At 35.1% G+C, this 12529-nt stretch carries 12 protein-coding genes and 1 pseudogene; all 13 read left to right on the top strand.

Annotated features, from left to right (window positions below; genetic code table 11):
- Positions 1 to 8 precede the first annotated feature (8 nt).
- Positions 9 to 1031 carry a UDP-glucose 4-epimerase GalE gene (gene galE / locus ACQCVE_RS00390; protein WP_426861225.1) on the top strand — a complete coding sequence of 341 codons (1023 nt, stop codon included), beginning with the start codon at positions 9 to 11 and terminating at the stop codon, positions 1029 to 1031.
- Between the two features lie 23 nt (positions 1032 to 1054).
- Positions 1055 to 1180 carry a hypothetical protein gene (locus ACQCVE_RS00395; RefSeq protein ID WP_426845723.1) on the top strand — a complete coding sequence of 42 codons (126 nt, stop codon included), beginning with the start codon at positions 1055 to 1057 and terminating at the stop codon, positions 1178 to 1180.
- Positions 1181 to 1191: 11 nt separating this feature from the next.
- Positions 1192 to 1791: a sugar transferase gene (locus tag ACQCVE_RS00400; RefSeq protein WP_426845725.1), complete on the top strand. Its 600-nt coding sequence runs from the start codon at positions 1192 to 1194 to the stop codon at positions 1789 to 1791.
- A 1-nt stretch (position 1792) separates the two neighbouring features.
- Complete coding sequence (locus tag ACQCVE_RS00405) at positions 1793 to 2440, top strand: acetyltransferase (protein WP_426845727.1); 648 nt, start codon at positions 1793 to 1795, stop codon at positions 2438 to 2440.
- Positions 2437 to 3609 (top strand): DegT/DnrJ/EryC1/StrS family aminotransferase, encoded by a 1173-nt coding sequence (locus ACQCVE_RS00410; RefSeq protein ID WP_426845729.1) that lies wholly within the window; start codon positions 2437 to 2439, stop codon positions 3607 to 3609. The genes ACQCVE_RS00405 and ACQCVE_RS00410 overlap by 4 nt, the downstream gene beginning before the upstream one ends.
- Before the next feature lie 30 nt (positions 3610 to 3639).
- Entirely contained in the window at positions 3640 to 4680 is a 1041-nt protein-coding gene (locus tag ACQCVE_RS00415) for a glycosyltransferase family 2 protein (protein ID WP_426845731.1), read from the top strand.
- On the top strand, positions 4677 to 5861 hold the full coding sequence (locus tag ACQCVE_RS00420) for a glycosyltransferase (RefSeq protein WP_426845733.1): 1185 nt from the start codon (positions 4677 to 4679) through the stop codon (positions 5859 to 5861). Before ACQCVE_RS00415 ends, ACQCVE_RS00420 begins: the two co-directional genes overlap by 4 nt.
- 13 nt (positions 5862 to 5874) lie before the next feature.
- Complete coding sequence (locus ACQCVE_RS00425; protein ID WP_426845735.1) at positions 5875 to 6996, top strand: polysaccharide pyruvyl transferase family protein; 1122 nt, start codon at positions 5875 to 5877, stop codon at positions 6994 to 6996.
- Positions 6993 to 8192 (top strand): glycosyltransferase, encoded by a 1200-nt coding sequence (locus ACQCVE_RS00430; protein ID WP_426845737.1) that lies wholly within the window; start codon positions 6993 to 6995, stop codon positions 8190 to 8192. Before ACQCVE_RS00425 ends, ACQCVE_RS00430 begins: the two co-directional genes overlap by 4 nt.
- A gap of 9 nt (positions 8193 to 8201) precedes the next feature.
- The gene (locus ACQCVE_RS00435) at positions 8202 to 9368 is read left to right on the top strand and encodes a glycosyltransferase (protein ID WP_426861227.1); all 1167 of its coding nucleotides are present in this window, start codon (positions 8202 to 8204) and stop codon (positions 9366 to 9368) included.
- Between the two features lie 21 nt (positions 9369 to 9389).
- A pseudogene (locus ACQCVE_RS00440) lies at positions 9390 to 9595 on the top strand (glycosyltransferase family 2 protein); the annotation flags it as partial.
- 22 nt (positions 9596 to 9617) lie between these two features.
- Complete coding sequence (locus ACQCVE_RS00445) at positions 9618 to 11402, top strand: ABC transporter ATP-binding protein (RefSeq protein ID WP_426845741.1); 1785 nt, start codon at positions 9618 to 9620, stop codon at positions 11400 to 11402.
- 71 nt (positions 11403 to 11473) lie between these two features.
- Positions 11474 to 12523 (top strand): glycosyltransferase family 2 protein, encoded by a 1050-nt coding sequence (locus ACQCVE_RS00450; RefSeq protein ID WP_426845743.1) that lies wholly within the window; start codon positions 11474 to 11476, stop codon positions 12521 to 12523.
- Positions 12524 to 12529 lie beyond the last annotated feature (6 nt).

A 12529-nucleotide genomic window follows, 5' to 3' on the forward strand; every position in this document is an offset into this window, starting at 1 on the left:
GAATAAACATGATTTTACTGACGGGCGGAGCAGGATATATCGGCAGCCACACCTGCGTAGAGCTTCAGGAAGCGAATTACGACATCGTAATTGCGGACAATCTCAGCAACAGTCATATTGAATCCATAGATCGAATCTATGAGATTACTGGAAAAAGACCCGCTTTTTATGATACGGATTTACTGGATGGTGAGGGCCTGAACGCCATTTTTGAAGAGAATCAAATTGAGGCCGTTATCCACTTTGGCGGATTAAAGGCAGTTGGAGAATCGGTTGCTGAGCCTCTTAAATATTATCGGAATAATATAGCTGGAACTGTGAATCTTCTGGAGGTAATGAAACAGCACAACGTGAAAAATCTGGTTTTCAGTTCATCTGCAACAGTATACGGAGATCCTCACTCCGTACCGATCCAGGAGCACTTTGCATTAACAGCAACAAATCCTTACGGGCGGACAAAGCTGATGATTGAAGAGATGCTGAAAGACTTATATCATGCTGATCCGGAGTGGAGCATTTCCATCCTTCGATACTTTAATCCAGTCGGAGCCCATGAAAGCGGACTGATCGGAGAAGATCCGAATGGGATTCCAAATAACCTGTTCCCGTTTATTGCTCAAGTGGCAATCGGGTCCCGCAGCTGTCTGCACATATTCGGTGATGATTATCCGACGGCAGATGGCACAGGGGTGAGGGACTATATCCATGTCATGGACCTGGCAAACGGTCATGTAAAAGCACTGGAGAAAAATTTGTACTCCACCGGAACCGATGCCTATAACCTTGGAACCGGCATTGGCTATTCTGTTCTCCAGATGGTCCGCGCGTTTGAAAAGGTCAACCAAGTAGGCATTCCATATAAGGTGATGAGCCGGAGGCAGGGTGATATTGCGGAATGCTATGCAGATTCCAGTAAAGCCAATAGCGAGTTAAACTGGTACGCGACTAGAGGAATAAGCCAAATGTGCCGGGATGCCTGGAACTGGCAAGTAAAAAATCCTTCCGGCTATAAATCACACGCATTCTCTTAAGAAAAGTAAAGGTGAGATAAACTTTGACACAGGAACAACTAAAAAAGATCTTATTGAGCGCTTATCAAATCGCTGAAAAAAGAGAAGAAATCCATACAGTAGAATTAATTAGAGAAATTAAGAGGCAAATTATCAGCGCTGCAAAATAAGGAGTGAAGATGTGGCAAAACGGTCATTTGATCTGCTAACTGCACTATTCCTAATCTTATTATTGTGTATCCCGATGAGCATCCTGGCTCTATTCATTAAAGCAAAACTAGGAAGCCCGATTTTGTTTAAACAGACCAGACCCGGTCTTCACGAAAAGCCATTTTTATTGATGAAGTTTCGTTCGATGACGGATGAAACCGATAAAAATGGTTTTTTGCTTTCAGATGAACAGCGGCTGACCTCATTCGGAAAGATCCTCAGGAAATTCAGCTTGGATGAGCTGCCTCAGTTATTCAATGTCATGAAAGGTGATCTCAGTCTTGTTGGTCCCAGGCCTCTGCTAATGGAGTATTTGCCACTTTACTCCAAGGAACAGGCAAGACGGCATGAAGTAAAGCCGGGAGTAACAGGCTGGGCTCAGATAAATGGCCGGAATGCGATCACGTGGGAAAAGAAATTCCAGCTGGATGTCTGGTACGTGGAGAATCAAAGCTTTTTATTGGATGTCAAAATTCTGTTCGTAACGTTCGTGAAAGCCATCAAATCAGATGACGTACAGCAGGCAGGCTTTGCAACCGCTGAAAAATTTAAAGGCACTGGACTGAATTGATATGGTTCCACTCGTGATTATCGGTAATGGTGGACACAGCAAGGTCATTCAGGAGATGGCAAGCTTGAGTGATCAATACGAAGTGATCGCGATCCTGGATGATTGTGTAACGGAAATTAAGATGATAGAGAACATCGTTCATGGGCCATCGGCCATTGTTAATGAATTTACCCAGCAGGAAACGAAATTTTTCATCGCGATCGGGGATAATTCAGCCCGGCAAAGAGTGTACCAGAAGCTAAGGCTGGCCGATCATCAATATGCGACCCTGATCCATCCAAGCGCAATCATCAGCCAATCGGCGTCCATCGGCTTTGGAACAGCTGTGATGCCTAACAGTGTCATTAATGCGGATGCCAGGGTCGGGTCTCACTGTATTCTGAATACGGGATCCATTATTGAACATGACAGCCTGCTTCACGATTTTGTCCACATTTCCCCAAATTCCACATTAACAGGAAGTGTCAAGATCGGAACAGGCGTACACATCGGTGCTTCAGCCACTGTAATTCCAGGAAAAGAAATCGGAGTCTGGACGGTGATCGGAGCCGGAGCAGCCGTCATAGGAGATATCCCTTCCCACTGCCTAGCAGCCGGAGTTCCTGCAAAAATTAAGAAAAATCATAAGATAAGGAGGCGAGAAGCATGAAGCAGGCCGTTCAGCAAAAACGTATTTACTTGTCCCCGCCGCACATGAGCGGGAAAGAAATGCATTATATTAACGAAGCATTCGAAACCAACTGGATCGCTCCTTTAGGTCCGAACGTGGACGCATTTGAAAGAGAGCTGGCTGAAAAAGTAGGAGTCAGAGCAGCCGCAGCCGTCAGTTCCGGAACTGCAGCCATTCATCTGGCTCTTATTTTATTAGGAGTCGAAAGAGGAGCCACGGTATTTTGTTCCACCCTTACATTTGTAGCCACTGCAAATCCAATCTTATATCAGGGAGCCGAACCGGTATTCATCGATTCAGAACCGGAAACATGGAACATGTCTCCACAGGCTCTGGAGATGGCACTTAAAGATGCAGCAGATGCCGGAAAGCTGCCCAAAGCCGTCATTGTCGTCAACCTGTATGGCCAAAGTGCAAAAATGGACGAGCTCCTCGCACTATGCAACCTTTATGATGTGCCCATGATTGAGGACGCAGCGGAATCTCTTGGCTCTACCTACAAAGGGAAAGCGAGCGGCACGTTCGGGTACTTCGGAATCTACTCCTTTAACGGAAACAAAATCATCACCACCTCAGGCGGGGGAATGCTCGTATCGGATGATGAGGAAGCAATTGAGAAGGCCAGGTTTTTAGCAAGCCAGGCAAAAGATCCAGCCATTCACTATCAGCATAGTTCATTAGGATTCAATTACAGGATGAGTAATATTTTAGCTGGATTAGGACGGGCTCAGCTGGAAGTTTTGGAAGATAGAGTAGAGGCAAGAAGAAGGATACACGAGACATATAAGAAAGAATTGGAGCACATTAAGGAGATTTCTTTTATCCCCGAATTAGAACAGACCATGACAAACCGCTGGTTAACTGTTATTAATATCGATACTAAAAGCCTGGGCCTCAGTGTTTCAAACGTCTTGGCGGAACTTGCAAATAATAATATTGAAGTAAGACCGGTATGGAAGCCTCTTCATTTACAGCCGCTTTTTGAAAAATACCGGTTCTTTCAGCAACGTACATATGATTGTGTTGCTGAATGTAAGTTCAATAAGGGAATTTGTTTGCCATCTGGTTCTGGATTAACAATTGAGGATCAAGGAAGAGTTGTTGAAAGTTTAAATGGCTGTTTAAATAAAAGTGTAAGTTTCATTTAACTTTGAAAATCAAATTACCTGGAGGTCAAAATGCTTCCAAAAGTAAGTGTTATTGTGCCTGTTTATAATTGTGAAAAATACTTATCTAAATGTTTAGAGAGTATCATTAACCAAATTTACAAAAACATAGAGATCATTATCATTAATGATGGGTCAACGGATGGTAGCGGGCAGGTAGTCAAACATTTTAAAGAGATGGATATTCGGATTATTTACTATGAACAGACCAATAGCGGTCCATCGGAAGCCCGTAATAGAGGAATATCCCTTTCTACAGGGGACTATCTAGTATTTGTTGATTCAGATGATACAGTTGACAAGCGTTATGTAGAGTTATTGCTAACAAGAATGATTAAAACCGGATCAGATCTAGTTTGCTGTGGGTATGTGGATATATCAGAGTATGGGGTTATAAATTGCACTGATTTTGAGTTTGAAAGCAGTGTTTCTACTCATGAAATAATTGATATGGTATGCAAGAGAACTGGTGGGGTACTCTGGGGGAAAATTTTCAGAAGAGAAATAATCGTTAAATATGGTATTAAAATGGATAAGGATATTTTTATGTCAGAGGACTTGGTTTTTGTATTACAATATGTAGTTCGTTGCAGTAGTTCTTTTACAGCAATAAACGAGAATTTATATCATTACAATAGGCTTAATCAGGATAGTATCAGTTCGAATATTTCTACAAAGTATTTAGAAAATTTCATCGCTGTATGCAAGCACCTTGAACAAATATTTTTATCTGTAAATTTAGGTAATCAAGAAATTAATCAGATAATAGGAAATAGAATTCAAAACATTATTGTAAGTAATGTAGAAATGTTAAGTATGAAAATAAAGGATCACGGAATGAAACAGGCAATTAACGATATTGATTACATATTGTCTATCCCTTACATCAAAAAGTATCAAGATAAATTTGAAGCACAGAATTGGATATACAAGCCGTACATCTTCTTTTTAAGGAATAGGCATATAAAAAGTAGTATTCAATATGGAATGTTTATAAATGTAATTAAAAATATAAATAGAAATTTTAAGAAAAGAAAGAACGTGGGCCTATGAAAAAGCTATTATTTGTTATTGATTCATTAAATATTGGAGGAGCAGAAAAAAGCTTAGTATCATTATTAAACATGATCGATCCGTCAAAGTATGAAATAGACCTACTCTTATTTAAAAGGGGTGGTGATCTTGAAAAACATGTACCTGAGTATGTAAATATACTTTCCCCACCCGAATATTTTTTATTTTTAGATGGGACTAGATTTCCTATTGGGAAAAAACTAAAGTATTACAACTTTCGAATAAAGACTTCACTTTTTATAAGATTAAATAATTTCAAAAGAAAGTCTCACCACAGTGAACAAGTTGTATACAGAAGTATTAAGAGCATATTAAAACCAATTATTACACATTATGATGCTGCCATTGCTTACAGTCAGGGGATGCCAACATATTATGTAGCTCATAAAGTAAATGCATTAAAAAAATTAGCATGGATCAATACAGATTATGTTAATACACAGTACGATAAAAATGTTGATTATGACTCTTACAAACACATGGACAAAATCATTACCGTTTCTTATCATACAAAACAATCAATATCAAAAATTAGAGATGAGTATAAGAAAAAAATTGATTTGATATTTGACATAATAAATCCTGAATTCATTAGTAAGCTGGCAGATGAACAGAATATAGTGGAGTTTGAGGATTCTTTTGTAAATATTTTAACAGTTGGCAGATTAGTGAGTGCTAAATCCTATGATAAAGCTGTAGAGGTTGCCAGATTATTAAAAAGCGCAGGTTACAAATTTAAATGGTTTGTAATAGGAGAAGGCTCCGAGAAAGATGCAATCCAGAGAATGATAGATGATTATAACTTAAATGCACATTTTGTCTTGCTTGGAAAAAAAATTAATCCTTATGTATATATGAAAAACTGCGACATATATGTTCAAACATCTAGTAAAGAAGGTTTTGGGCTTACGGTTTGTGAAGCAAAAATATTAAAGCGACCAATAGTCTGTACCAATTTTGATACCGCAAAAGAGATAATTGAACACAACAAAACTGGATTAATTGTAGAACACAACATAGAGAGTATATACGAGGGTGTAAAAAGGTTTTTAGAAGACCATAGTTTTAAGAGAGACATAATGAAAGAATTAGATTCGATTCAACCATATAATTCCTTAAATCAATTGCAAAGGTTTTATAATATTCTAGAAAAAGCATAAGTGGGGATGCTGAATGAAAAAAATATTTGTTGATATTTATTTGAAATTCAACTTAGGGGATGATTTATTCCTAGACATTTTAGCCAAAAAATATCCTGCTGCCCAATTTACTGTAAACCACTTGGGGAATAATTATGATGATTTTATCTCCCAATATACCAATGTTAAACGAAGAAAATATAGTCTGGTGAATAAAATCGGTCAACGTCTCAAGTTATCAGACTCTATTACAAATTTCCATGCCGTAGCAGAAGAACATGATGCATTACTATTTATTGGAGGATCTATTTTCAGAGAGGAAGATTACCATTCCAATTTGTATGCTGATAGATTGAAATTAGTAAAAGAATTTAAGAAAAGAAACAAGCCGGTTTTTATTCTTGGTGCAAATTTTGGTCCTTATCAAACTAAGGGTTTCTTATCAGACTACAAAGAATTGTTTGAAATGTGTGCGGATGTTTGTTTTCGTGATACAGCTTCATATGAGTTATTCAAAGATCTTCCGCAAATTAGACATGCACCGGATATTGTGTTTCAGATGGATATTAAGGAGTATAAGGAAATCACCATAAAAGATAGAGTGGGATTTTCAATTATTGATGTGAAACATAAACAAGGTTTGTCAGAGTATTATAATGATTATTTAAGAAGTACAGTTAATGCCATTGAATTACTTACTAGTAAAGGGTACGAATGTTGCTTAATGTCTTTTTGTGAAGATGAAGGGGATTTGCAAGTCACCGATTCTATTATTTCAACTCTTTCCCCAGAGGCGCTAAAGAATACAATTAAATATAGCTATAAGGGAAATTTAAAAGAAGCTATTAATATAATAGCTTCTTTTAAATTGTTTGTGGCAGCAAGATTTCATGCGAACATCTTAGCAATAATCTTTGAATCAGGAGTGATGCCTATTATATACAGCCACAAAACTACTCATATGCTGGAAGACATTCAATTAGCTGACATCTTGGTAACTATGGAAAATCTCCACATTCAGTTCAATGAAAAGATAATCCTCAAGGCTCTTAATAATAAAGCTGACATTACAAACGTAGCCTTTGAAGCAGCTGCCCAATTCGAAAAGCTAAGTGAGTTTTTAAAATTTGAAATTAGCAATAGGGGAGCGATATGAAAAAAAAAATTATTTTCATGATCATTAATTTAAATATAGGTGGAACCGAAAAAGCATTGTTGAACATGATTTCAGAAATCCCGAAAGATAAATTTGAGATAACGATCTTAATGTTAGAAGAGTATGGTGGATTCTTAGATTCAGTTCCTGGGCATGTTAGTAAGATGTATTTAAAGAAATATAAAGATATTAAAGACCTAATAAATCAACCACCCCAATTAACTTCTATAAATTACTTTAAAAAAGGCAATATATTTGCTGCTTCTAGTATTTTATTTATCCATTTATTATCGAAGATCAGAAAAGATCGAGGCATCTTTTTTAAATACGCTATGAGAAATTTTCAATCATACGAAGGTGAATATGACTTGGCAGTAGCTTATGCAGGCCCTATGGATTTTATAAGCTATTTTGTCATTAATAAAATAAAGGCAGATAAGAAAATCCAATGGATTCATTTTGATGTAACTAAAGTAGGCTTCGATAGGTATTTTGCATCTAAGGTATATAGAAAATACGAAAAAATATTTGTTGTATCTAAAGAAGGCAAAGAGAAGCTTGTTGATAGAGTTCCTGCTATAAAGGATAAAACCGAAGTGTTTACTAATTTAGTGTCTAGTGACCTGATTCATCATCAGGCTAGAAAAGGTATAGGTTTTAGCGATAATTTTAACGGAATAAGAATCTTAACCGTTGGTAGATTAACGAATGAAAAAGGACAAGATCTCGCTATAAAAGTGCTAGCAATGTTAATTAATCAAGGGTATAAGGTTAGATGGTATTGTGTGGGGGATGGGAATTCAAGGAATAGATATGAAAGAATGGTAAAAGAGTTTAATTTAAATGAGAGTTTTATATTTCTTGGCTCAGATCCTAATCCTTATCCTTATATAGCACAGTGTGACATTTATGTTCAGCCATCGAGACATGAAGGATATTGTATTACACTCGCTGAAGCAAAATGTCTGGCTAAACCGATTATTACTACAAATTTTACTGGTGCAAGTGAACAGTTAAAAAACGGAGAAACTGGTCTGATAGTAAGCTGTAACGAAAACGATATATTCAAAGCTGTAGTAAATTTATTAAATAATCATAGATTACGAGAAGCATTTTCAAGGAAACTATCTGAAGAAATAATTGATCCTTCTTTTGAAGTGAATAGAATAATGGATTTTCAAAGTCAAATCGGTTAGAGGTATGGCATGAAAAAAATTATATTTGTTACTAGACAAATGGTAATGGGAGGAATAGAAAAAGCACTAATTTCTATGCTCGAAACAATACCTAAAGATGAATTTGATATCACAATTTTAGTTATGGCAAATGGAGGAGAGCTTGTTGATGATCTTCCAGATTACGTTAAAGTGAAATGCCTTTTTGGTGATGAACAATCTACGCGAGAAAGGGTAATTAATGATTTCAAAAAAGGCAAATTTGCCGCTGCTTTTAAAACTGGTTACTATAGCCTCCTAGCTAGAAAAGCAAAAACGGTGTTTGAACAAGAATTTTACCATTCTAAAATGTTACCGAAAGGTAAAGAAAGGTACGACATGGCAATTGCTTTTCATACTCCAGCGTCTTTTCCAGTAGTTTATGTAATAGATAATATTATTGCCAACAAGAAAGTTGCCTGGATCCATAGCGATGTTACTCAATATGAACGTGAGCTTCAACCATATAAAGAATACTACTCCAAATTTGATAAAGTATTTTGTGTTTCTAAATACGCTATGGATAAGTTTACTGATATGTATCCCGATCTTAAAAAAAGAACGGCAGTTTTCTACAATATAATTGATTGTATAAAAATGGATAAGCTATCAATGGAAAAAGGATTTGAAGATAGATTTAACGGTACTAAAATCCTTACAGTAGGTAGGTTAACATCCCAAAAGGGTCAAGATTTAATACCTAGTATTTTAAAGCTATTGACTTTAGCGGGATTTAAGATTAGATGGTACTGTATCGGTGAAGGTGAAGGCCGAGCAGAGCTGGAGAATCTCATTAAGAAGAACCAACTAGAAGAACACCTTATTTTATTAGGTAATCTAAATAATCCTTATCCCTATATGAAGCAGTGTGATATTTATGTTCAGCCATCAAGACATGAGGGATATTGTATAACTCTAGCCGAAGCCAGAGCATTTAATAAACCTATCATTACAACTGATTTTGTAGGTGCGAGAGAACAGATTATAGATGGTGAAACTGGGATCATTGTAGATTTTGACAATCGTCAAATATTTGAACAAATATCCTTATTATTAAAAAACACTTCATTTAAACAACAATTGCAGTGTAACTTAAAACAAAATGACTTAAGTAATAAAACTAATGTAGAAAATTTGTTAAAGGTATTAAAACAATAAAGAAAATTTGGAGGGGCTATGATGACTCCCGAAATAAGTATAATTGTCCCGATTTATAAAACTGAAAAATTTTTAAATGAATGTATTGATTCGATCCTTGCGCAAACTTTTACAAATTTTGAATAGTTAATGATGGTTCACCCGATAATTGCGGAGAAATTTGTGAACTATACGCTAAAGCTGACAGCCGAGTTATTGTAGTGCATAAGGAAAATGGAGGGGTATCTCGGCTAGGATAAAAGAAGAGGAGTGGCTAAATTGAAGGATGATATATATAAATTATTTAGACTTTTCAATAAAAAAGAGAAGAAAAAATTCTTGCTTTTATTTATTATGATGATTTTTGCAGCTTTCTTTGAAACTATAGGAATAGGTTTAATTGTCCCCTTCGTGGGAATAGTAACAAACCCCAATATAATACAAGAGGAAGGCGTCTTAAAGTACATTTATGAGATTTTAAACTTCAATTCATTGGTAGCGTTCATTACTTTTTCAGTAATAGTATTGTTTGCAGTATTTTTATTTAAAAATGTGTACCTGCTTTTTTTTAATTATATACAATTGAAAGTAATACTTAATCACCAAGTTAAACTATCTAGAAGATTGTTTAAAGAATATTTAACAAAACCATATACATTTCATTTGCAGCGAAATACCGCCGATCTTCTTCGAAATGTTAATAGTGAGGTACCTAGAGTGTTTCAAGGAATTCTTATATCAGGGTTTCAGTTAATTACAGAACTTTTAGTTATTGTATGTATTTTAACATTACTCCTTATAACAACTCCAATAGCAACAATTACAGCTTCTATTCTACTAGGGGGAAGCGTTTTTTTATTTTTTAAATTATTTCGGAAGAAAATTAGTATATTAGGGTTAGAGCAACAAAAGGTATTTGCTATGATGATCAAATGGGTGAATCAGGGGCTAGGAGCAGCTAAAGAAGTAAAAGTATCTGGAAAAGAGAAATATTTTATTAATGCATACACTACTCAAAGCCAAATTAATGCGAATAATAGCCGATACATGAGGATATTAGATCATGTACCAAGACTTTTTATAGAGACGCTTCTAATTTCAATAGTACTAATTACAATATTAATAATCGTTTTCCAAGGTTTGAATACTAACCAGTTGATTTCTACAATGGCACTTTTTGCTATGGCTGCTTTTCGATTAATGCCCTCTATTACCCGAGTAGTAGGTTTAATTACATCTATTAAGTATAATCAGCCTGCTTTATCAGTAGTTTACGAAGACTTGTTTAATAATAGAGAAGAAGCAACATCAAATACTATTGAGGATAGTATATTTGATGTAAATAGTGGAGAAAACCGGTTATTAGATTCAATCGAATTAAATGATGTTTCATTTCGCTATCCAAATCAAATAGACTATTCATTAAAAAACATTTCATTAACTATTCCAATTAAACACTCTGTTGCATTTATAGGAGAATCGGGGGCAGGAAAGACTACCGTAGTGGATATTATACTTGGGTTGTTGAAACCAGAAAAAGGAAATGTTTTAGTGGATGGAGAAAATTTATTTACTATAAAATCAACATGGCAAAAAAAAATTGGCTACATTCCTCAATCTATTTATTTATCAGATGATTCTATTCGTAATAACATAGCTTTTGGAGTAGATAGTCATCTTATTGATGATAAAGAAGTTTGGAGAGCGTTAAAACAAGCTCAACTAACAGAATTTGTTAAATCATTACCTAATCAGTTAGAGACGGCTGTAGGTGAACGAGGTGTAAGGCTCTCAGGAGGACAGCGTCAACGTATAGGTATCGCTAGAGCCCTATACCATGATCCAGAGATACTATTTATGGATGAGGCAACTTCAGCATTAGATAATGAAACAGAAAAAGAAATCATGAAGTCTATTAATGGATTAAAAGGTGAGAAAACGTTAATCATGATAGCTCATAGGCTTAGCACGATAGAAAATTGTGATATTGTTTTTAAACTTAGTAAGGGGCAGCTTGTTAACATTGAAAATAAACGAAAACAATTAGTAATGTAAACATTAAATTAACTCCTTTGGTTTGTTAGCAATTGATAATATTCTTGAATCTGAAAGGATTTGTAAAATATATGAGCAAAGTAAGTGTGGTTGTCCCCATATACAATGCAGGAGAAAAACTCCATAAGTGTATAAAATCTATAATTAATCAATCTTTCAAAGAATTAGAATTAGTACTAGTAAACGATGGTTCTACTGATAATAGTTTGGAAATCTGTCAGAAATATACAGAAAATGACAAAAGAATAATACTGATAGACAAGAAAAATGAGGGGCATTCTGCTACTAGAAAGAAGGGCATAGAAGCTTCAAGTGGCCCATATATTATGTTTGTTGATGCAGATGATTGGATTAGTAGTAAGATGATAGAGGTTCTTTATAATGAATTAATGGACTGTAAAGCTGAGATAATCGTATGTAATATGTACAGAGTGTATGGGTTTATTAAACAGCTAAATAAGAGTGTATATTTTGAAAGGGAAAAAACATATTATCATGAAGAAGTTAAGATGTTAGCTACAGCATATTTTCATGGACATCCCTTCCCCTCGTCGCTCTGGGGGAAATTATACAAAAGAGAACTTCTTGTGAATAGTGGTAATTATTTAGACAGAATACGATTTTTAGGGGAAGACCTTTTTTATAACCTTGAAATGCTCTTAAAAACTAATAAAGTCAAAGTCATTAATAAACCATTTTATTATTATAGATATGGTGGAGGCAGCCATAAATTTATGCCTTATTTTTTTGAAGATGTTATTAATGGCTACGAAATTCAAAAAGAAATTATAAATAAGTATTATACACAGACCCGACAGAATGAGATCAATGGAATTAGTATAGTATTACTAAACATGTTTAGAAGTGGATTGCTTAATTTGTTTATGGGGAAGTTTAGTGAATCTGAAATAAAAGAAAAGATATTAAATAATGTGGTTAAAGAAAGTATTATTGAGTGCTTAGACAATGAGGGAGTTATTAGATGTCTTTCTCCTGATTATTTAAATGCTATAAGGAACAAAGATATTCAGTATCTCTATCTTTTGGGTGAAAAGACGTATAAGAGACGAAAACCTAAACAAGTTTTGACTAAGATAGTATCCAATTTTAATCTAAATTAATTTTAT

It is taken from the genome of Metabacillus sp. 113a (genome assembly GCF_050107635.1).
Classification (GTDB): Bacteria; Bacillota; Bacilli; order Bacillales; family Bacillaceae; genus Metabacillus_B.